Below are 23,302 nucleotides of genomic sequence, written 5' to 3' on the forward strand. Positions count from 1 at the left end.
GAAAATTAAGGTTTTCTTAAGAATTGTTAATATAGAAGGTGAAAGATAAAAGATGAAAGATGAAAGATTTTGTTGTTGAAATTCAATAGGGGTGGGCTTTAGCCCGCCTTACAAATTGTAAATAATTCTAGTGGCCCAAACCTGGAATTTTCGTTTATTGGGGAATACTCAATAGATCCTGTACGATTATTTTAGATTTCTCTATCAGTTCATTGGATCTGTAAAGCTGGCTGGTAAGTATGGAGCTTTCAAAAAGAAGATAGATGTGCGCTGAAATCATATCGTTTTGAATATCTTCATTGAAACATTCTCTCAATGTGTTTTTATGATTGCGGATGACCTTGTGAATTTCTTCTTTATCAGCAGGAATTTCCGACAGAATATTCAGAAAGCTGCATCCTCTGAAATCTTCTCTTTCATTCATGTAAATCAGGAAATCAAAGGATTTCTGGAACTTTTCCTGCAATGTTTCTGCTTCCGATGTGAATTTTTCAAGCTCAGATACCCAGTAATCATACCTTTTATTAAGGAATTCAATACAAAGATCATCTTTAGATTTAAAATGCTGGTAAAAACTTGCTTTGGATACATCAGCTTCATCAATGATTTGATTGATGCCCGTATTGTTGTAACCTTGTCTATGGAAGAGAACCATGGCAGTGCTTACTATTCTTTCGCGAGGTTTGGGCATGATGTAAAATTTTTACAAATTTAAATAAAATATGAACAGACTGGTAGGTTTTTAAATAAATCCTCTCGCATAATAGAGCTGAATAACAAAGAAGAGTACTGTGAAAAACCATACAACATAAGGGTGATAGCTGAAGTTATTTTTCAGAATATAATGCAGCGCTTTGAACAGCTTGAAAACACCAATGGCTCCAATGATGATAAACACAAGAAACACCAGGAAAAACAAATAGTCTCTGGTTCCATATTCACTCACTTTACCCAAACGGTCCATATAAGCATCTACATTTAATGTTTGCCCCAGAAACATAGCTGAACTGATTAATATAAAAAAAGGAGTGGAGGTATACACCGTTGTATAAATGAAAGAAAATAATAATGTCCGGAAGGTTATTGTATTCACTTTCTCTTTTTTGTACCATAATAAAGCAACACTGAATACTACTGCAGTAATATTATTCATCAAAAATATAAACAGAGCTTTTTCTACCATACTTAGCCCTTTGATCTTTGAGATAATATTGTGCTCACCACCATAATCCATTAAAAGTACGGAGACAATGACTGAGGTGTAAACAGAAAGTTTGATAGGAGAGAGGTAGTCGTGAAAACGCTCAGTTTCTTCTTTTTCCATCTCATGCACAGACAGGTCATAGCAGCGGCGGGGATCCTGAAACAATTTGAAGATGGTTACCGGAACCAACAATATTTCAATAATAATCTGCAGGCACAGCTTCTCAAAGCTATCGATCAACTTTTCAAACATATAGACGGATATTAAGGGAACATTTTGCAATTTAACTAATTTTTGAATTGCATCTTAAAAGATAATAAAAAAGTGGATGATTCAGGTTAAATCATCCACTCATTAATTATTTAAAAAGTTTTATTACTTTTTGGGAAGCCCTTTTTTCAAAGCAATATGAGCTCTTTCTACAGCTTTTCTTTCTTTCCAGTCCATATACCTTTTTTTGTATCGGCCTTTCATGAAATTATCAAAATTACGCTGAACAGCAAGATTCCAAAGAGAATGTGCTTTTACAGCCCAGCTTTTATCCCATGCACGCAGTGAAATAGAGAAAGATCCATCCAGATATTTCATCCAGTGCCACCAACCTGTGGGCATGAATAATGTATCTCCATGTTCAAGGAAACACTCAATTCCTTCAATACCATCCAATGCCGGGAATTTTTCAAAATCAGGATTGGCAATATCATAATCTTCCAGTGCATAGGTGGCATAAGGAAGCTTATACAGACGTGTTTTCCACTTGTATTCAAATAGAAGAACATGCTTTCTTCCATTGAAGTGAGTGTGGAAAATATGCGGCATATCGATATCGTAATGAAGGAAAGTCACAGAACCTTTACCTCCGAAAAACATACTTGGATATTTATCTAAAAATCCACCCATAAGATTCTTTGGCGGAACATAATCGTCCAGCAGTTTTGGGGCAAATTTTATAGGGTCAAAGAAGAAGATTCTCAGATCTGTAGGCTCTCTCTGAATAAGGTCCACATAATCACTAAAAGGCATCTTCGTAGTCGGAGTATTGATAGGAGCGGCAGGATCTGCTTTGGAACTGTCATAAAGGGGAACTTCAACGTCGCCTACTACTTCCTTCATGTAATCCATCGTCCATTTTTGATAGGCGGGCCACTTTCTTGCCATATTTCTGATTACCACTGGCTTACATGGCTTTAGATATTTTTCACGGAAATCTTCTTGTGAAATGTCATCTACAATATCAATTGGTTTAAGGATTATTCCCATTCGTTCAAATTATTAAGCTAAAGTATTAAATATTTGCGACAATAAAATGGAAAGAATTAAAATTATTTGGAATTAATATAAATAAATAATAAAACCCCTATTTCGGTTGTTCTTTTTTTAGAGTTATTACGATATGATTTTACCTTCTGTTCTTTTAAAATCTATAGTGTTTACAAGGTAAAAGATGGTTGTGAGATACAATAATTGTATGTATAATTGCCGTATTAAAAATAACCATGAAACGTTTTACTACAATTATTTTTTCACTTGTATTTGCCACTGCTTTTTCACAGAAATCAACCAGAATTTTCACTTCAGATATTGATAACTTTTGGGTGGCTTATGACAGCATTCAAAAAACAAATGATTATTCCGGAAAGCTGGATCTTATCAAAAGATTATATACTGATAAAGCAACAAAAGGTTTAAAAGCTTTTATGAATGCCAGAGATTATAATGATAGTGTGTATGTAAAAGTCATAGAAAAATATCCTGAATTCTGGAATTCGGTAAGACCGAATACCTTAACGATAAAAACCAAGACCAAAGAGTTGGAAGCTGGGGTTGTCAGGCTGAAGCAATTGTATCCTGAACTTAAAGATGCTGAAATGTATTTTACAATTGGCGGGCTTAACGCTGGAGGAACTGTGAGTGGAAATATGGTATTGGTAGGCGCTGAACTTGCTACGGGAATTGGGTCTACAGATGTCTCAGAATTTAAAGATGAGTGGCTGAAGGGTATGTTTGCCAATCAGTCTCTGGATAATATCGTTTCTCTCAATATTCACGAATATATACATACTCAGCAGACCGGATACCAAAATAGGGTTTTAAACCAGGCCATTAAAGAAGGATCATGCGATCTGATTGCCGGACTTGTGATGAATGAATCTCCGCAAAGAAAATATATTTCTTACGGAATGGCTCATGAAGCTGAAATTAAAGCTCAATTTAAAAAAGAAATGTTTACCGGTAATCTTGCCAACTGGTTTTATAATGGAAGACAAAAAGGAGAGGGTGCGGATTTAGGATATTATGTAGGATATGTGATCAGTAAAATGTATTACCAGAATACCAAAGATAAAAAACAAGCTATAAAAGATATTATTGAACTGAACTATAGTGATAATAAAGCTGTTGAAGACTTTCTGGACAAATCAAAGTTTTTCAAAGAAAAGGCCAGTACGCTTGTTAAAGAATATCAAAATCAATTACCGTATGTAGTGAAAATAGAGCCAGCCAATGGTTCCGTAGAGGTAAGTGCCAATACCAAAGAACTCCGAATTACTTTTTCACAGGAAATGGTTCCCGGAAAATATTCCTTCAACCTGTCTGATAAGGGAAAAGAATATAATCCGATGACCAAAATAGCAGGGATGGAAAATAATAATAAAACGTTGCTGGTATTAGTAGATCTTAAACCGAATAAAGAGTATGAGTTTGTACTTACCAACAAAGGCTTTATTTCTAAAGAAGGCTATCTTCTGAGAGATGAGAAACTTCTTATCAAGTTTAAAACTGGTAATAAATAGAATTTTCATAAATGGATAATTAATCAGGAGGATCTGAGAATGAATTTCTTTTATCCTTGATTATATTATTAGTTGTGTGTTAAAATTTTATTGATTTTATGATTTTTTCAGCCTTTTCATAAGATTCTATGGATGGGAGGAAATTCAGCCTTTTTCAAAAAAAGGTTATATTCGGCTTCGTAAAAATAATAATATGCAAGTATATGAAGGGATTTCTGTGGGGTTGTATCTGTTATTAATGATAGGTATAGGCATATATTCTTATAGAAAATCAACAAGTAATTCAGAAGAATTTTTAATTGGTGGCCGAAAAATGGGAGCTGCCGTAACAGCATTGTCTGCAGGAGCAGCCGATATGAGCGGATGGCTTTTGATGGGCGTTCCCGGAGCAATGTATCTGTCCGGAATTTCAAGTTCCTGGATTGCAATAGGCTTAACCATTGGAGCTTATCTCAATTATATTATTGTAGCCCCAAGGCTCAGAATTTATACAGAAGTGGCACAGAATGCCATTACGCTGCCTGTATTTTTCGAAAACAGGTTTAAAAATAAAAATCAGCTTCTGAAAATCACATCCTCTATTTTCATTCTGGTATTTTTTACCCTGTACACTTCTGCAGGAATGGTATCCGGAGGAAAATTATTCGAATCAGCCTTCGGAATGGATTATACGGTGGGTTTACTCCTGACAAGTCTGGTGGTAGTGCTGTATACATTTTTAGGTGGGTTTCTGGCGGTTAGTCTTACTGATTTTGTGCAAGGCACCATCATGGTATTGGCATTGGTGATTGTTCCGATTGTAGCCATTACCCAAATCGGAAGCGTGGGAGAGACGTTTTCTCTGATCGAAGCAAAAAATCCAAAATATCTGGATCTGTTCAGAGGAACCACCACTGTAAGTATTGTATCTTTATTGGCATGGGGATTAGGATATTGCGGTCAGCCTCATATTCTGGTACGTTTTATGGCCATTGATAAGCCGAAAGATCTGATCAAAGCAAGACGTATAGGGATTACATGGATGATCTTTACTGTTGCAGGAGCCTTAGCCATAGGATTGGTAGGAATCGCTTATCTGCAAAAGTTCGATATGAATACGATGATGAAATTTGACGGATCAAAGACAGAAGCAGAAACTATTTTCATTTATTTCTCCCGTATATTATTCCATCCGTTTATTGCAGGATTTTTACTTACAGCCATTCTTGCAGCGGTAATGAGTACGATTTCTTCTCAGTTATTGGTGACTTCAAGCTCCTTAACAGAAGATATTTACAAAGCCTTTCTGAATAAAAAAGCAACGTCTAAGCAATTATTAATGGCGAGCAGACTTTCTGTTTTACTTGTAGCCGTAATTGCGGTACTTTTATCTCTGGATCCTAAGGATAGTATTCTTAATCTGGTAGGTAATGCATGGGCGGGCTTTGGATCTGCATTCGGACCGCTGATCCTGCTGTCTCTTTTATGGAAAAAGGCAACATGGCAGGGAGGTTTTGCCGGGATGATGGTAGGAGGAATTACTGTATTAGCTTGGGTTTATCTTCAGCATCCACTGAAAGACTGGTACGAAATCATTCCTGGGTTTACGCTTTCTCTGTTGACTAACGTGATTGTTTCATTATCAACATATAAACCAGATGCTGTTATTGAAAGTGAATTTAATGAAGTTCAAAAGATCATGCAGGAGTAAAACCCAAAACTTAGATATTACATTTTATTAAATAGAATTTCCCCTTGCACAAACAAGGGGTTTTTTATGAATCTCAGGTATGCTGATGAAAAATATTTATCTTTAGCATCAAAAACCTGCAACCTTCAGGTGAAAATATTCTGAAAATAGAACTTTTAGTCCCCATTGAAAAAACTTTTACACCATTTAAAATTCAGACTACATCAAAGTTTCAGGCTGCTAAACCTGAATCCAAGAGCAAGTATTCCTGTTCTGATCATACTTGGAGCACTGATTGTAGTGAAGCTGCCTGAAGCCTGTTATTATCCACCTTTGTTTTTTATACTGGCATTGCTGTTTCATTATGAAAGAAAAGACATTCCTTTTTTGAAAAAAGTTTTTGTCACCAGCTGGCGATGGGTTATTATGTTGGAGGCTGCATTTATTTACAGTATTTTACTTTGTGGAAACATCCATTATAAACTGGAGAAAACCGCATTGTTTTCATTACCTGCATTGGTCTTGCTGGCTTTTATCACGCCAAGGACAAGATCCTGGCTGGCATTACAATGGAATTATATTCCGGATGATTTATTTGAATGGAAAAGTTTTCTGAGAAAAAATACCGGGCTAGCCATTTTAGGCTTTTTGGTGATCTGGGGCTCTGCTTATCATCCTGTAACGTTGATTCTTGCGGGAGTATTTGCGCTGGATTATGTCTCACATATTTATGAGCTTAATGAAAATAAAGAAATGCTTGAAATGTATTTCAGGAAATATACTTTAAAAGAAAAGCTCAGAAGAAATTCTCTGTTTTTTAATATTTTGCTATTGCCTGCATATGGTTTATTTCTCGTTCTGCATCCTGCTGAAACGTTGTACATCCTTTATTATTTCGTCTTTATGAATCTGTATTTCTTACTGATTCTGACCAGAAAATACAAACATTATCATTATAAAGAAAAGGGGAATTACTTTAATATGGGAGTTTTTATTGAATATACAATATGCAGTATGACCATCATTCCTGCAGTATTTATATTGAAAAAAAATATAAAAGAAGCTTCTCAAAATATCAAAACTTATGTTGGAGATTAAAAACGTACATGTTCATTTTAAAAATCAGAACGTTTTAAACGATCTGAATCTAACCATAGAAGAAGGCTGCATTTTAGGATTGCTTGGAAAAAACGGAGCTGGAAAGACCACCTTGTTTGAATCTCTGTACCAAAGTACTCCGTTTTCCGGAAAGATCACATGGAAGAACGAACAGCTGAAACGGGAAATGATTTCCTATCTTGAAACTGAAAACTATTTTTATCCCTACATTACAGGAGAAGAATACCTTGCTTATTTCACCTCAAAAAAAGAAGAAGAAATTAAAGGCTTCCTTGAAAGATTTAATCTTCCTTTAAAAAAATATGTACAGTATTATTCCAGCGGAATGAAGAAAAAGCTGGCCCTTACGGGAATGCTCATGCTGGATAAGCCTATTAATATTCTGGATGAACCTTTCAACGGAGTAGATTTTGAAGGAGTTCATATTCTTTATGATATTATCAGACAGTTGAAATCTGAAAATAAAGTGGTGGTGGTAAGTTCCCATATTATTGAAACCCTTTTTCATACCTGTGATAAAATTGCTCTTCTTCAAGATGGGAAAATTGAAAAGATCTACAGAAAAGAAGATTTTGGTCAATTGAATGCTCTTAAATTTTAAAAATAGAATCGCAAAATTTATTACTATTTAACAGTCTGTGCTAAAGGTGCTTTGCCATTTTTTTACTATTTTTCCATTTCAAACTAATAACTTATTTATTATGAAAAATCTAAAGAAAATCGCAAGACAAAATTTAAAATCAATCACAGGAGGTCGCCCGCCTGCAGCCAGTGAATGCATGGCATGTGGTTGTCCAACCCCGATCTGTTATTATCTTAATGGAAACGGCGGCGGTGGAGGCTGTGGAACCCTTTTATGTGCATAATCACTTTTTATAAAGAAACCTTCCGATAAGCGGAAGGTTTTTTCATAACTTCACCATAAAATTGATTCAATAGTATGAAGCTGAAATTGGGGATATTAGATCAGTCACCTGCAATAATGGGAGATCATGCGGCATCTGCATTGAAAAACAGTCTTCATCTTGCTCTATTAGCGGAAGAAACAGGATTTCACAGCATTATGTATTCTGAACATCATGGTGTAGAAGCGTATGCAAGCTCCAGCCCTGAACTTTTAGCAGCCATTGTTCTCAGCAAAACAAACCGGATCAAAGTAGGAACGGCAGGAATTATGATGAGAAACTATTCTGCCTATAAAATTGCAGAGTGGGCCAAAATGCTGTCTACCTTGTATCCTGAACGTTTTATTCTCGGATTGGGAAAAGCTCCGGGAGGATTAAAAGATGCTGTAATGGCACTGAACAATCATAAACCAGTCATTTTATCCAATATGGAAACCAAACTGGAAGAGATCATTCAATTCATAAAAGACGAAAAAGGGATATATGATGGGCTCATTGCACAGCCAACTCATGTACAGCATATCCCAGGAATCATGTGGCTGGGTTCAGGAATAACTTCTGCCAGAGAAGCGGCCAGGCATGGGATCGGATATTCATTCGCTGCTTTTATGAATAGTGAAAATGGAAAGGAAAATACCGATACTTATCTCAAAGAATTTGATAGCACTCAATATTTTCCTCAGCCTTCATTACAGGTTGCTGTGGCTGTATCCGTAGCAGATAAAATTGAAGATGCCAGACGGAATGCTTATGGAATGGCCTATCAGTTTTTGCAATCCAGACAATTGGCAAGTCCCAATGCGGTTCTTTCTCCGGAAGCGGTGGAACAGAAAATTTTGGGAACAAAGGATGAAGAAGAATTCTTTACTATTTTAAACAGAATTATTATAGAAACACCACAATCTGTTGATCAGAAATTAGTTGAGATTTCCCAAAAGTACAATACAGATGATCTTCTGATCTTATGTAATATGTACCGGGAAGAAGATCGTATTAACACTTATAAAAGTATCATTAAAAATAATAGATAAACTCCACAGTATGAAATTTCTGTTGTGCTATGGAGTTTTTATACTATAATTCAAATCCATGAAACAGAATATATCAACATTATATATCCTTACAGGAGGTCCGGGAGCAGGAAAAACAACGTTGCTGGATGAACTAAACCGACATGAATTGATAACTGTGCCTGAAGAAGGAAGAAAAATCATTAAAGAACAGATAGATTCCTGTGGTGAAGGACTTCCATGGCTTAACAAAGAACTTTTTGCAGAACTGATGTTTAAGGAATCTGTAAAAACCTACCTGAAAATAAGTAAGATGCCCCATAAGAAACCTGTTCTCTTTGACCGTGGGATATTGGATACGTTGGGCTATATGAAACTTGAACACATTTCAATTCCGGTATCTATGGTAGCAAAAGCAAGAGAAATGGTTTATCATCATAATGTTTTCATTCTTCCCCCATGGAAAGAGATTTATGAAAACGATCCTGAAAGAAAACAAACCTTTGAAAAAGCGGTAGAAACCTTTGAGTGTATGAAAGACATTTATCAGGAATATGGTTATACTGTTATCGAAGTTCCTAAAGTTTCAGTAGAAAACAGAGCGCACTTTATTCTTGATCGAATCACATAGAGAAAGACGCTCATTCATCAATCATCATTTATCAACTACTATATGAACAATCTTCCTTTTGAAAAAGAACTGATCGAAATGGCTGGCCAGGATCTGTCCGTCAGAGAAAAACTATTGCTGGCTGGAGAATTATCCGGAAGCTATCATCCTGAAATGGAAAATATTCATAGAGCCAATGCGAAACGGCTGCGGGAAATTATAGCAGAAATAGGTTATCCTACCATCTCAAAAGTGGGCGAGAATGCTAATGATGCAACCTGGCTGATTATCCAGCATGCCATCGGTGAACCTGAATTTATGAAAACATGTTATGCTATGATGGAAGAGCATTCCAATGATATTAATCTTTTGCATAAAGCCTATTTATACGACAGGATTCAGGTTTTTCAGAGTAAACCTCAAAAATATGGGACACAGTTGACCTCTGAAGGAACAATTTATCCCGTAGAAAACAAAGAAAACTTAAATGCAGAGCGTGAAAAGGTAAATCTGCGGGTCCTGCCTGAATCAGATATTAACAAAATTCCGGAACCTGAAGACATTCCGGAAATTGATAGCAAAGACGTTGAATATACAGTTTGGAGAAAAAAAGCAGGATGGATTTAAAGCAATGCTGAATGCATGAAGAAATTTTCAACTTAAACTGTAATTCCTCCCAAATTCCACCTTACTTGCCGGTCTTCAAGACTTCACGAACTTCAATATTTCCTCCAATTTTAAAAATTGGGTTTCCTTTCGCTATTTCAACGGCTTCATCAATAGATTCTGCCCGTACAATAATATATTCACTAATGAATTCTTTAATCTCGGTATAAGGGCCATCCGTTACCATATTATCTGGTTTTACGGTTTTGGCAGCTCCAGAAGTAGGTATTAAAGTATTTCCTTCATCCACCAGTTTGTTTTGTGCAGCAATGTCTCCAAGCCAGATCATACGCTCCCGGATCTGTTCAGGAGAAGGTTTAAAATCAGAAATGTCTTTCAGTCTGAAGATCAATGCAAATTCTTTCATAATCATATTCTTTTTTTTATGACGATTAAGATAGATGAACAGGGACAACGTTTTTAAGGTGTTTTTATTTATCCAATAAAGGTCTGGGATCAAACAGAACTTTTAATGTTTTGATTTTTCCATTCTGTACGTGATACCATCCTGAAGATTCAATAGTTTTTTCTCCCATGTTAATATTATACCAAAAACATACATCTTCACCGGAAGTAAAAGTCCTGAGAATTTCATACTTAAATTTCATCTGCTTCATATCTTTCATATAAACAGAAGCTCCTTCTCTCTTACCCAATACTCCTATAAATTTAAAATCAGGATCGAGACAGCTTTCAGCCTTGTCAAAATTTTCTTCATTTAAATAGTGGATAAACTGTTCTGCAACGTTTTGAATGGTATTGCTCATAAAGATTGTTTTTATTGTTGAATACAAAATTAAAGGTTCACTGAGCATTCCCTTGTGACTATAATCACAAAATGCTTTTATCTCTTTTTGAATTTATTTTAATACGGGAATTCTTCCTTTTGCATAGGCAATCTGTTCTTTTTCTTTGTTCTGATCCGGATTGTTTTTAAGATACATCTGATAGTATGTCGCTGCATTCTTAGGCTGTTTCAGGTTGAGATCATAAAGAAGTCCCAAACGGTAATAAATAATATTGCTGGTACCAAAAGTCAGTCCTCTTTTATAAGCTGTTACCGCCTCGTTATATTGGTTTTGGGCTTCATAAATACCGGCCAGCGCAGCATAGTAAAGGTTGGTGTGGTCTGAAATAGCTTCATCAATAGTTTTTTGTGCATAGATGGCCGCATTGTTATAATCTTTCAGTTCACGATAGCTCAGTGCCAGAAAATATAATGTGCCTTCATTTTGTATACCCATATCTTGCATCGCTTTGTAAAGCATAATGCATTTCTGATAATCCTTTACATAAAAATAAGCTTGTCCCATATCGTTCATTACATTGACATCAGCATGATTTTTCAGAAGCTTTTCACCAATCTCAATCACCTCTGGATATTTGGTGAGCTGATTGGCAACCGGCAGTAGAGCTTGTTGTAAAGTAAAGTTTTCAGTATCAGCAGCGATTGCTGTTTTCAATACATCATAAGCGGGTTGATATTGCTTGAGACCGCTGTAAGTGATGGAAAGATCATAAGCTACATCAGGATCGGTGGCATTCAAGGTATTGGCTTTTTTAAGATAATTAAGTTTGGATTCAGGTGTTTCTGCATAACCAGCAAGTTGTTTATAAGCACTGAAATTAAGACTGTCAAGCTGAATAATCTGTTGAAGATAGGTTTTGGCATTAGAAACATTTCCACGTCTGGAGTTGATACTTGCTAAGCTGAATAGAGTAGGCAGGTTGTTGGGTTGAATGGTGTTGATTTTCAGATAACTTTTCTCTGCATCCGGCAGTTTTCCAGCCATCATATTACAGTAAGCAATTTGTGAAAGGGCTTTTATATCCTGTGTATCTCCGGGATATATGCTCTGAAGATAAGTAGCTGCATCAGCATAACGTTGTGTTTCATAATATTCAAGAAGTTTTTCAGTATCAATTTTTGCAGACTGGGCAGTAAGATTTTTAAAACTTAATAGAATAATACACAAGCAAATTCCTCTTTTCATCATGGTTATTTTTTAACTAAAATATTGGTTATTTATTGAGCTTCCAAATTTTAGACTCACTTATTGGGGATTTTTTTAATCTTATGACTGATTTACGATAAAACCCTAAACCCAATATTATTAGATTTCTTATATTCACTTTATAGAAAAAGCAAAAGATATGGAAATAAAAACTGTACACTCATTCCTGGAGTATTATGGGAAAATAAGAGAAAGAACCAATCGTATTATTGAAGTTGTTCCTCCTGAACATATTGATTTTTCTTATAAACCTGGGAAATTTACTATTGGCGATCAGATAAGACACATTGCTGCCATTGAACGGTATATGTGTGGAGAAACCATCATGGGAAGGAGAAGTGCTTATCCCGGATGTGGTAAGGATCTTGCCGACGGTTATGAAAATACAGTTAAGTTTTTCAATGAAATGCACAGACAGACTCTGGAAATTATTTGCAGTCTTTCAGATGAAGATCTCACAAGGAAATGTCTTACTCCAGCCAACAGTGAAATCTCCGTATGGAAATGGCTTCGTGCTATGATAGAACATGAAATCCACCACAGGGCAGAATTATATATCTATCTGAATCTTTTGGATGTAAAAACACCTCAGATTTATGGACTTTCTGCAGAGGAAGTGCAGGAGATCAGTGTGAAAGTTAATGTTCAAAGGGAATAATTGAAGAATGTTCAATCGGTTGAGGTTAATTTGTATATTAGCCCATTCAAAAAATAATAATGGCCAGACCTCTTATACTCCCTCTTTTGTTATTCTTAAACAATGTATATGCACAGACCAATTTGGATCTTAAACCGGGAGACACCCTGAAATATTTACCACAGTCTCGTAAATCATCGTGGATCTCAGTACAGTCAGTTGATGCTAATCTGGGAATTGCTTTGTTCACAGATGGAAAAAAAATGAGAGAGCAGGATGATTCGAGAGGAATAGAAAGTATTGAACGCTTGTATTTCACTCCTGAAAAAGGAAAAAAATATGAAGTGAAAATATGGGCTAAATCTTATCTTGAAAAAAGTAAAACCGCGAAAGTCTCTATTACAGAGTCCAAAAGTGTAACGGTTCTGAATGGCCAGTTCAGTTCCGATCAGTTTGTAGAAGATCTAAGAACATTCCGCTCTATCAGAGAAAAAGCAAATTCCGGACTCTATGTATACAGAAACAAAAAGCAGATAGACAGCATCTACCAGCAGGCGGAAGCAGAGGCCAGAAACAGTAAAAATATTTTTGATTTCTATAAAGTCATTGCCAAACTTACCGCATTTGAAGGAAGCTGTCACAATTATACAGATCTACCCAACCATGCTTCGTATTATCTCACTCAGAAACCAGAATATTTACCCATTACACTAAAGAATATTGATGGCCGTCTTCTTCAGGATTCCAAAGATAATGCCATCCCTCTTGGGAGCGAAATTCTTTCTATCAACGGGGTTTCCGCAAAAGAAATAATCAGCAGATTTTCTCAATACTATTTTTCTGACGGATTTTCTATGCCTTACAAGGAAACAACAGGTTTTGAAAGAGGAATGTTGGATAAATTTTATATGGAATTCGGAAACCATAAAAACTATGTGATTCAGTATAAATGGAATGAAATTGTAAAAGAAATTTCTATGCCGGGAATACCATTGGAAAATTTTAAAAAACTCCAGGAATCCAGATATTCGCTTGCTTTTGACAAAAAATTGCTGTCTGAAAAATATAGTTTTAGCAAAGAAGGGGAAGATATTTATAGGTTATCTTTGAGAGGGTTTGATTTTGCAACCGGAAAAGAAGATCCCGCCTATAAAAAATTCAGTGCTTTTCTTGAGCAGATGATGGATACTCTGGAAAAAGAGAAGATACAGAATCTGATTATTGATCTCAGAGGAAATACAGGAGGCACAGGAGCTCTTTATGAAAAAGTATTCTCTTATCTTACGCAAAGACCTTTCAGGGATAGTCACTATGCGTATACCCAATTCAATGAAGTTCCTTTGGAAGAAAAACTGGTTATTACACCTCTTTTCCTTTCTAACGGCGTACAGGATAAGCATGGACTGAATGCCTATTTGAAACAGCTTTACCCTAAAAGTATTCAGGGAAAATATTATTGGGCAGATGACAAAAACTCTTCCATTATGCCTAATGAAAGAACTTTTAACGGACAACTTTATTTGCTTGTAGACCAGAGGGTTGCTTCCGCAGCTTCACATTTGGCCTCTCTTATTAAATCATACACCAATGCGGTTGTGATTGGAAAAGAAACTGTAGGCGGATATTATGAACATAATGGACATCTTCCCTTAGTGTATGAACTACCCAATACAGGAATTCAGACGGGATTTTCTATTGTTCATGTCATTCAGGATGCTCAAAACCTTCCTGATCAGAAAAAAGGACAGGGGATTATTCCTCATATTACAATACAGCAGACCGATCAGGAATTTTTGGATCAGACCGATGTTTATCTGAAAAAAATATCAGAAATCAGAAAATAATAAAGAAACTCAGTCATATCTATAAAGCAGCTGTACATTAAAAGTGTACAGCTGCTTTTTTATTTTCAATCAGCAAAAATATTTTAGATTATTTCTATTTTAAGTGATAAATTAATGTTTTTCAATTATTAAAAATTGTTAATTATTTATTTGGTATAGAGGTATTTATTTCTTTTTTTTAATCATTCATTTTAGAATTATTTATAAAAAGTCGTAGAACTACGACAAAATTTCAGATTACATGATGAAAATTTTCTGAATAGCGATTACCGTTTTATCTTTGTAATACCACCAATCCAATTACAAAAAATTAATAATGATTAAAACCCACATATTACAAGAATAACATCAAGAGAAATCTTGAAATTCAACAGGGTTATAAAGTAAGCTTACTCTTATATTTTTCCTTTTTAACACCCTGTTCTGACCTCAATATCCGGATTTCACCATTACCAATGGAGTGCGGATAACGAAAAATGTATCTGAACTTTGTTGTCCGGATCAATTTCAGACTTAAAAAAACGGACACTCAATCAATCAAAATATTACAATTATGTTTCAGGACGATCATTCACCCAAAATGCCTGTTTCCAAAGATAAAATTTCAGCTGTAAAGAATATTAAAGAAACATTGACAGATCAGGCTGTCAGCAAAGCTGCTCAGGAAGTACAGGAAAAATCGAGCGGAACCGTTAAGAAAGCTACAGAAAAAATGGCTCAGGCTCAGGCGTATACAGGTCTGGTTCAAAACGGTTCTCAAATGTTTATGAATCAGGTTAAACAACCGAACCCTCCCACACTGGTAGAAGATAAAGTATGGTCCAAACAGCCAACTTCAGGAATTTATAATGCCAATACAATTCCTGGAAATCAGGTTGCAGGAATTAATCGTGTGGTAAAACTTGAAATTGTAATTGACGGAAAGGTAATTAAACATTTCAAGCATTTTCAGCTTAAACAAAGTGCTGTAAAACATCATGAATTTGATTTGATGCTGGCCCACGATACCTTAGGAAGCTCAGAAAATCATAATCTTGAAGAAGCCCAAAACTTTCTTGGAAAGAGAATTACTGTGATTTTCAGATATAAAGACGTTGAAGACGGCCCGGAAAGAAATTTTGTAGGAGTGATCACAGAAGTAGGTTTCAGCCAGGAAAAAGGAAGTCTGGGAAATATTGTTCTTACAGGATCAAGCCCTACGGTTCTTTTGGATGCAGCTCCTCATATTCAAAGTTTTGGCGGAGCACAGGAAATCAGTCTCAACAGTATTGCAGATCAGGTGATCAAAGAAGGACTCGGACAAAACAGTTTTGATTTCAGGGTAGATGCAGCCCATGGAAATGTTTCTTACAGCTCACAATATGAAGAGACTCATTATAACTATCTGGCCAGAATTGCAGAAGCCTACGGTGAACAGTTCTATTACGATGGTGAAGTATTGCATTTCGGAAAGCTTCCACCTCAGGAAAAACCTGTGAAGCTTACGTATGGAAGCAGTGTGAGTGATGTCAAGATAAAAATGAAAGCTCAGCACGTGAATCCTTCATTTTATGGCTATAACAGCAGCAAAAATGAAAAATTAACAGCAGGAAATTCAAAAATTAATCATACCTCAGATATAGCCAAAAGAGCGTATGAAATTTCAGAAAAAACTTTTACAACTCCATCGTTAAGAGTGGCTCCCATAAAAGCTGTGTCTTTCATGGATGTGGAAAATTCTCAAAAAGGAACTGCAGGAAGTAAAGCCGCTGAAGTATTTGTTATTTCAGGAATTACCACAGTACCATTTCTTTACCCTGGCTGTATTGCTGATATTGAAATGAGAAAAGCTGAAAGCAGCGAAACGACCTATTTTACTAAACTGATGATTACAGATATGTATCATGAGGTAGATGCCAGAGGATATTATACCGGAACTTTTGAGGCAATAGCTTCTGATACCGGATTTATCCCTCGTCCGGAGTTCCATACCCCAAAAGCAGATGCACAATTTGCCAAAGTAATTTCCAATGTAGATCCTTTGAATCAGGGTAGAGTTAAAGTACAGTTCGACTGGCAAAATGGTTCTACCACAACAGAATATATCAGAGTAATGACTCCGGATGGCGGAGGAAGCGAAAAAGTGAGTAAAAATCGTGGTTTCATGGCGATTCCTGAAGAAGGAGATCAGGTAGTGGTCAATTTTGCCCATCAACATCCTGACCGCCCGTTTGTGATGGGAGGAATGTTCCATGGAGGAGTTGGCGGAGGCGGAGGAGCCGGAAATAATATTAAAAGCTTAAGCAGTAAAAGCGGACATACGATGAGTCTGGATGATGCTGGTGGAATTACCGTAAAAGATAAAGATCAAAATTCTGTTTTTCTGGATGGAGCCGGAAATATAACGATAGACAGCAAAATTTCCATTACGCTGAATTGTGGAAGCAGTTCGATCTATATGGATAAAGAGGGTAATATTCAGATTAAAGGAAAAGAAATATTTGTACAGGGAGTCAATATTGGTGTTGGTGGAACAACGAGTATCGGAGTAGGAGTAGGACCTGAAGACGGTGAACCTACTTCAGGTGTCGGAATCAAATCTGATACGCTCGATATCGGAACCAATACACTTTCTATGAGGGGTGATACTGAAGCCAATCTTAGCAGTGGAGGAAAAATAAATGTTGGAGGCGGAAGTGAAACAAATATTGTAAGTGGAACTGTAAAACTGAATTAAGACAGATGAATCCAGTAGATTTGGAGTTGGTGAAGTTAAAAAGACAATGGCAGAAAGTCGTTTCAAAGAATGAAGAAAAACCTATGCTGATCTGTATAGGAGAAAAACATGAAACGGATCTTTTTGACGGATTTATCAAGTCGAAACTTTCTGAAGATGAAGAAAGTGATGATGTTTTTTTACTCCACTATCAGGAATTTAACGGAATGAACTCTTTCGGACAAACCTTATTGGATGAATGGACTGAGTTCTATGAGATGTTGAAAAAAAGCGAAGAGAATATACCCCAATGGGATCTGAAAAATCCGGAAGAAAACTTTAAAACAGATGCGTATAAGGCATTTTATCCTTTGATGGAATTAAAGAAAAACTTCCCTAATATTCAGGATTCTAAAATTTACATCTACATTGCTCCACTTAGGATCAGTGATACCGGGGAACTTTCTTTGTGGGTGAAAGAGTGGTGCAGGATCTGTGAGAACTCAGAAAATAAAGATATTAAACTGGTTTGGGCAGAACATCATACCTACAGAACCTTACCCAATATCTCTTCCGCACATAGCTTCAGAGTGGAAGTAGACATTCATCAGTTAATGCAGAATACGGCAGCTCATACCAATCGCAAGAAGAACAGCCCGGATACGGATTTTCAACAGCAGATTCTTATCGCAAGTAATCATTTAAGCAAAGAAAGATTCAAAGAAGCAGAGCATGCATTGAAAACAGCAGTGAAACTTGCTAAAGAACAAAAGAATAAACAAGGAGAGATTTCTGCTTATTTTATGCTTACACAGGCTTATACCGCAGACAGGAAGAAAGAAAAGGCAGAAGATACCTACCGCACAATATTAGAAGAAGTAGAACCGGATAGCCCTTTAGCAGTTCAGATGTATATGAATTATGGTAGTTATCTGTTAGGAAACTCCAAAAAATCCAAAGCAGAAAAAATATTTGAAAAAGCTGCAGAAACCGCTCAGAAAATAGGAGAATATGCAATGGCGATTGAGTGTTACAGAATCATCGCTACATTGAATGATACGGTTCTGACAAAAGATAAAATGATCAGATATTTTGAAAAATGTCTGGATATAGCAAAAGTAATGGATTCTTCAGCAAGAGAACAGAGCAGTCTGAGGTTTGTAGCCTCAATGCTTATTCTAAAATATGAAGGCGACACTGATAAAAAAAGAATACTGGACAATGAAATGAAGACTTATTTTGGTGATGACTGGAAGGTGAGTGTAGAAAAACCAAAAGCAGGGTAATCTCAAATTAAAAGAATCATGGCAGATCTGAATAAAAAAACAGTAAAACCGATCAAGGTAGCAAAGCCGGACATGAACCCGGACCGCTCCTGGAAGGTAAACGCAGACGTTACTTCGGTAAGTTGGGATAAAACCACACAGGGCTGGAAGAACGGAATGAAAAATAATTTTGATTCCCTGAATCCTGTTTCTATGGTGAAGTCCATTGCGGGCGGAGAGGCTGATCAGCCCGCAAAAAGTAGCGGAGGCGGAGGTGGAGACAGTGCGGTGACTGCAGAGCGCGCAGCTCCGGAAAGCAAAGTAAAACTGATTAAGGTCAATAACCCTGCAATGCCTTCCACAGCCATTCAGCATACAAGTAAACATTTTGATATCGTGCTGGCCATTGATATCCATTGGACTCTCATTCCGCCGCCACCTTCATTCATGTTTATTCCCTTGCCATTGCCGCATCCGTTTATCGGGATTGTTTTTGATATTATGGATTATATTACCATCAAGATTCCGGTTCCGCAATTTGCAAGAAATCTGATGCCCTCTCTTCCGGAAAGTATTCCGATGGGAGGCTCAATATATGTTCACGGAAGGCATAAAGCAACCACTACAACCAGTGTGATGGGAGTGGTTATTCCATTCAGACACGTTACATCGCTTATTCCGGTGTATCTCATTCCTTTCCCTCAGGAAGCTCCCCATGAAGGAGAAGTGTATTACGGTTCACAGACCGTTCTGGCACAGGGAAGTAAAATGAGCGGAAATCAGCCTCAACAGGTATTAACCTGTATGGGATTCCCTTTCGGAATGACCATGCTGCCTGCAATGCCGGATAAACCGAAGAAAAATCCGTTGGCTTATTTTGCTTTCTACAATAACTTTTCAAGCATGTATATCCAGATCAATACGGGCGGACCTGTATTGGTGGGAGGGGCATTTATTCCTCATACTTATACACCCGGAGAAATGCTGATGCGTCTTGCCGGAATGTTTTTAATGAGAAGTTTAACCAAGAAAATAGGAAAACTGGGAGCGAATGGTTTAAAAAAACTCAATAACAGTGTCCTTAAAAAAGCTCCTTTCAATAAATTCAAATTTGCCAATGCCCTATCCAAGAAATTATGTCATTACGGACTTGAACCTGTGAATTTTGCAACAGGAGCAATGGTTTTCGAATGGGATGATTTTATCATTCAGGGCAGTACACCTTTAACCTGGAAAAATATATGGCACAGTGACAGGCCTTATGATTTTGGACCTCTTGGAAATGGTGTTTTCAATAATCATGACCTGTTTATTCTGCCTGAAGAAGATCATAAGTTTGCAGGGTGGATGCATCCCGATGAAAATATAGCAATGCTCATTCCTGCACCAGAAATTGGAGAGGAAATGACCTATTTCAGAGATCACAAAATCTGGCAGTACAGACCTAACAGCAGTATTTGGGTTATCCGAAAAGGTACTGATATCTACACTTATAAACGCTTTCACCATGCTACAGAAGGAGTGATATACAAAGTAGCCAGGATCGAATATGGTGACGGAACCATTCGTGAATATGAGTATGAAAGTCGTAGCATTGTTCTAAAAAAGATAAAAGATGTTAATACTGAAACGAGTATAGAAACAACGATTCACCCTGAACATAAAAAGATAACAGAAGTTTATTATTGCTATAAAAACCAAAGAGATCTGCAGGTTCGTTACAGTTATGATGAACGGAGTAATCTCACTCATGTTTGGGATGTCCACAAAAAGGCCATTATATTTGAATATGATAGAAAAAATCAGGTGGTGAAAAGAACCAACCGAAACGGAATGAGCTATCAGTGGGAGTATGATAAAAAAGGAAGGGTAGTACATACCAAAGGAGTAGATGGATATATGGAAGGGAAACTTCATTATCATGATGAGGAAGGCTTTACAGAAGTGATCTATCCGAAACAAAACAATAAAACAGAGGAATATCATTACGATGAAAACTTTCTGGTGTATAAAAAAGTAGATGGAGAAGGTGGAGAAACCTGGTATGATTATACTGCTCACAACGAACTAAAGATGTGGGGAACACCGGAAGGACGGGTTCAGGGGTATACTTATGATGAAATGGGAAATATTACAATATTCCATACTCCGGATGGTGAAGAATATTATTATCATTACAATGAATACGGACAGGTTACGGCCCGCTTTTCCCCTTCAGGAGCTTCGGAAATATGGCATTATGATCAAGATGGAAAACTGTTAAGCTACACCGATCCTGCAGAAGAAACTATCAGCTATGAATATCCTGAGGGAGGGAAAATCCCTGAAAGAAGTTTAAAAAGAGATATTATTACACATTATGGATATAATGAAAGAGGGCAGCTTATCCTGCTTACGAATAGTGCCGGAGCGGAGCAGTACTGGAAGTATGATGCTTATGGTAGACTTCTGATTTATAGTCCAAAACCTTTGACCAAAACTCTTTGGAACAGAGATAAAATAGGAAGGGTTGTAGAAATGAATGAACACGGGCAATTGCCGTTAAAACTCAGTTATGATGCTTATGATCTTCCTGTATATGCTACAGACGGGCGTGCAGAATGGTTGATGAGTTATACACCGATGGGAAGCCTGAAACGTCAGATTCGACGGAATGCACGGACCCATAAAAAAGAAGAAACTTTAGTCTTCGGATATGATGCTTATGAAAATTTAATGAGTATTACCAATGAAAAAAGAGAAATCTATTCTTTTGAAAGAAATAATAACAATGAAATCATTGGAGAAACAGGCTTCGATGGTCAGAAAAAATTCTTTGTAAGGGATAAAGACGGAATGGTAACCCAAAGCAGAACTCCTCACGGAAAAGATATTTTTTATGAATACGATCTGGCGGGAAGATTGACACAGACCCATTATCCCGATGGAACCTGGGAAGCTTATCAGTATGACACTTCAGGATTATTGGTGAAAGCAGATAATGAAAGCAGCAGTGTAGCTTTTCAAAGAAATAAATTAGGACAGATCACCAGTGAAAAACAAGGTGAGCATTCCATTCAATATGAATATGACAGCCAGGCAAATCTGATAAGTTTAAAAAGCAGCTTGGGCGCAGAAATAGACTATTCCTATAATGATCTCGGGCAGCTTAAAACGGTTACCGCTGCCACTCCGGATATACATACCCCTTGGCAGATGAATTTTGAAATCAGTCGGAATGGTCAGATGCATTCCCGTGAAATGACAGGTGGGGTAGAAAGTACCTTCGAATTTGATCATATCGGAATGCCGGTAAGCCAGAAAGTAACAGTGAATAAAACCCATACCGCTTTCCATAAAGATTATGACTGGGCAGCAGGAAGCCGCCTGATACATGTATTAGACAGGGTTACCGGTGGGCGGACCAGATTTGACTATGATGCTTTTGGTAGTCTGGTAGCAGCAGAATATTCCAATGGTGAAGTACAGTATAAAAACCCTGATGAAACAGGTTGTTTGTATGAAAGTACCGGACGAACGGATCGTATTTATGATAAAGGAGGAAAGCTTATGCGGGATAAAAACTGGTTTTATCAATATGATGAAGAAGGAAATTTACTCTTAAAAAGTAAACGCCCTATCCATAATATCAAGCCAGAATATGCCGATAAACAGGATAATATTCATCCTTATTACAAACCCATAGCTTCAGATTGGTTAAGTAATCCGAAAATGCTGAAAGAAACCGACCTGCCCAATGTACATACTGTGCTTTCAGAAGAAATCCAGAATCCAGAATGGGAATCCGGAGATTGGGCGTACATCTGGAATGCCAACGGAATGCTGGCAAAAGTAAAGCGTCCTGATGGTAAAGAAATAAACTTTGAGTATGATGCACTCGGAAGAAGAATCTCAAAAATTGGTCTAAAGAAAATAACTCGTTATATTTGGGATGGTAACGTTCTTCTGCATGAATGGAGCTATGATGCTGAAGAAAATCCTGTCACAGCTGTAGATGATGAGGGAAATGTCATTACAGGAAAAGAACCGGTGAAGAATGTGGTAACCTGGGTGTACGAAAGGGGAAGTCATGTACCCTCTTCTAAATTAATCAATGAAGAAAAATTTAGCATAATTAACGACTACATTGGCAGACCCATACAATCGTATAATGAAGATGGAACTTTAATTTGGAGTACAGAATATACTATATTTGGACAAGTTAAAAACCTAAAAGGAGATCGTAGTTTTATACCTTTTAGGCAATTAGGGCAATACGAAGATGAAGAATTAGGAGGTCTTTATTATAACCGATTCCGATATTATGACAGCGAACAGGGCAATTATATTTCTAAGGATCCAATAGATTTGAATGGAGGAAATCCCACATTATATGGATATGTGTGGGATAGTTTAAGTCAATATGATCTTTATGGGCTTGACACTTTTGTACAAAGACTCGGTAATTTTGGAGAAGAGAAAGTAATAGCAGGTTTAAAGGATAGTGGCAAATACGTTGACGGAGGTGTTTTCCACGTACAAAATGCATCCAACCATGGAATTGATATTGTGGGATTAAGACATGATGGTAAATTTGATGTATTTGAAGTAAAAACCAATATTACCGGGAATGTAGGGAAACTTTCTGATAGGCAGGCAAATCCTTCGGCATTCATCAATGATGTATTGAGTGATCAGAAGGCTGGTGCCGGAACATATGGCATATCACCACAAATGGCGGAAAGGATCCGAACCAATATAGGGGATAAATTTTTAGTTGATGTCTATGTGGGAAGAGGAGAAAAAGGAAAATGGTTTGTTGAGAAAACAATGTTATCCAATTGGGATGAAATAGGAAAATTATACCAATAATCAGATTAAAATTTATAGAT

The 23,302-nt window shown here is 36.8% G+C and carries 19 protein-coding genes; 13 read left to right on the top strand and 6 right to left on the bottom strand.

From position 1 onward, the window contains the following. Positions 1-154: 154 nt before the first annotated feature. From ACKTTZ_RS18320 to ACKTTZ_RS18330, 3 genes are all read right to left on the bottom strand, one after another. On the bottom strand, positions 155-691 hold the full coding sequence (locus tag ACKTTZ_RS18320) for a TetR/AcrR family transcriptional regulator (protein WP_407846289.1): 537 nt from the start codon (positions 689-691) through the stop codon (positions 155-157). 51 nt (positions 692-742) lie between these two features. Then, positions 743-1,456, bottom strand: a complete 714-nt coding sequence (locus ACKTTZ_RS18325; protein WP_034698649.1) for a hypothetical protein — start codon at positions 1,454-1,456, stop codon at positions 743-745. A gap of 123 nt (positions 1,457-1,579) precedes the next feature. Then, positions 1,580-2,464 (bottom strand): cupin-like domain-containing protein, encoded by an 885-nt coding sequence (locus ACKTTZ_RS18330; protein ID WP_034698646.1) that lies wholly within the window; start codon positions 2,462-2,464, stop codon positions 1,580-1,582. A gap of 236 nt (positions 2,465-2,700) precedes the next feature. Between ACKTTZ_RS18330 and ACKTTZ_RS18335 the strand changes: the two genes are divergently transcribed. The 8 genes from ACKTTZ_RS18335 (at position 2,701) to ACKTTZ_RS18370 (ending at position 9,936) form a co-directional block, all read left to right on the top strand. Then, entirely contained in the window at positions 2,701-3,996 is a 1,296-nt protein-coding gene (locus tag ACKTTZ_RS18335; RefSeq protein ID WP_407846290.1) for an Ig-like domain-containing protein, read from the top strand. Positions 3,997-4,189: 193 nt separating this feature from the next. Further along, a complete protein-coding gene (putP, locus tag ACKTTZ_RS18340) occupies positions 4,190-5,686 on the top strand; it encodes a sodium/proline symporter PutP (RefSeq protein ID WP_034698643.1) in 1,497 nt (498 codons plus the stop codon). 165 nt (positions 5,687-5,851) lie between these two features. After that, complete coding sequence (locus tag ACKTTZ_RS18345; protein WP_407846291.1) at positions 5,852-6,763, top strand: hypothetical protein; 912 nt, start codon at positions 5,852-5,854, stop codon at positions 6,761-6,763. After that, positions 6,750-7,385 carry an ATP-binding cassette domain-containing protein gene (locus tag ACKTTZ_RS18350; protein ID WP_034698637.1) on the top strand — a complete coding sequence of 212 codons (636 nt, stop codon included), beginning with the start codon at positions 6,750-6,752 and terminating at the stop codon, positions 7,383-7,385. Before ACKTTZ_RS18345 ends, ACKTTZ_RS18350 begins: the two co-directional genes overlap by 14 nt. 100 nt (positions 7,386-7,485) lie before the next feature. Continuing rightward, positions 7,486-7,650 (top strand): bacteriocin-like protein, encoded by a 165-nt coding sequence (locus tag ACKTTZ_RS18355; RefSeq protein WP_156106547.1) that lies wholly within the window; start codon positions 7,486-7,488, stop codon positions 7,648-7,650. A 74-nt stretch (positions 7,651-7,724) separates the two neighbouring features. Then, positions 7,725-8,720 carry an MsnO8 family LLM class oxidoreductase gene (locus tag ACKTTZ_RS18360; protein WP_407846292.1) on the top strand — a complete coding sequence of 332 codons (996 nt, stop codon included), beginning with the start codon at positions 7,725-7,727 and terminating at the stop codon, positions 8,718-8,720. Positions 8,721-8,778: 58 nt separating this feature from the next. Further along, positions 8,779-9,330: an AAA family ATPase gene (locus tag ACKTTZ_RS18365; RefSeq protein WP_407846293.1), complete on the top strand. Its 552-nt coding sequence runs from the start codon at positions 8,779-8,781 to the stop codon at positions 9,328-9,330. Positions 9,331-9,372: 42 nt separating this feature from the next. Beyond that, the gene (locus tag ACKTTZ_RS18370; RefSeq protein WP_034698631.1) at positions 9,373-9,936 is read left to right on the top strand and encodes a DUF6624 domain-containing protein; all 564 of its coding nucleotides are present in this window, start codon (positions 9,373-9,375) and stop codon (positions 9,934-9,936) included. Positions 9,937-9,997: 61 nt separating this feature from the next. Here ACKTTZ_RS18370 and ACKTTZ_RS18375 read toward each other — a convergent pair whose 3' ends face one another. The 3 genes from ACKTTZ_RS18375 to ACKTTZ_RS18385 all read right to left on the bottom strand — a co-directional run bounded on the left by ACKTTZ_RS18375 (position 9,998) and on the right by ACKTTZ_RS18385 (position 11,972). Next, positions 9,998-10,342 carry a YciI family protein gene (locus ACKTTZ_RS18375; protein WP_407846294.1) on the bottom strand — a complete coding sequence of 115 codons (345 nt, stop codon included), beginning with the start codon at positions 10,340-10,342 and terminating at the stop codon, positions 9,998-10,000. Positions 10,343-10,406: 64 nt separating this feature from the next. Further along, positions 10,407-10,742 carry a nuclear transport factor 2 family protein gene (locus ACKTTZ_RS18380; RefSeq protein WP_253316495.1) on the bottom strand — a complete coding sequence of 112 codons (336 nt, stop codon included), beginning with the start codon at positions 10,740-10,742 and terminating at the stop codon, positions 10,407-10,409. 93 nt (positions 10,743-10,835) lie between these two features. Next, a complete protein-coding gene (locus ACKTTZ_RS18385) occupies positions 10,836-11,972 on the bottom strand; it encodes a tetratricopeptide repeat protein (RefSeq protein WP_407846295.1) in 1,137 nt (378 codons plus the stop codon). A 157-nt stretch (positions 11,973-12,129) separates the two neighbouring features. Between ACKTTZ_RS18385 and ACKTTZ_RS18390 the strand changes: the two genes are divergently transcribed. The 5 genes from ACKTTZ_RS18390 (at position 12,130) to ACKTTZ_RS18410 (ending at position 23,282) form a co-directional block, all read left to right on the top strand. Further along, positions 12,130-12,648 (top strand): DinB family protein, encoded by a 519-nt coding sequence (locus tag ACKTTZ_RS18390; RefSeq protein WP_407846296.1) that lies wholly within the window; start codon positions 12,130-12,132, stop codon positions 12,646-12,648. A 59-nt stretch (positions 12,649-12,707) separates the two neighbouring features. Next, entirely contained in the window at positions 12,708-14,471 is a 1,764-nt protein-coding gene (locus ACKTTZ_RS18395; RefSeq protein ID WP_407846297.1) for a S41 family peptidase, read from the top strand. Between the two features lie 553 nt (positions 14,472-15,024). Beyond that, a complete protein-coding gene (locus ACKTTZ_RS18400; protein WP_034698617.1) occupies positions 15,025-17,187 on the top strand; it encodes a type VI secretion system Vgr family protein in 2,163 nt (720 codons plus the stop codon). Positions 17,188-17,192: 5 nt separating this feature from the next. Then, positions 17,193-18,452, top strand: coding sequence for a tetratricopeptide repeat protein (locus ACKTTZ_RS18405; protein WP_407846298.1), 1,260 nt, complete (start codon positions 17,193-17,195; stop codon positions 18,450-18,452). Positions 18,453-18,470: 18 nt separating this feature from the next. Beyond that, positions 18,471-23,282: an RHS repeat-associated core domain-containing protein gene (locus tag ACKTTZ_RS18410; RefSeq protein ID WP_407846299.1), complete on the top strand. Its 4,812-nt coding sequence runs from the start codon at positions 18,471-18,473 to the stop codon at positions 23,280-23,282. Positions 23,283-23,302 lie beyond the last annotated feature (20 nt).

Origin of the sequence: Chryseobacterium sp. KCF3-3, assembly GCF_045865955.1 — a bacterium.
GTDB lineage: Bacteria > Bacteroidota > Bacteroidia > Flavobacteriales > Weeksellaceae > Chryseobacterium.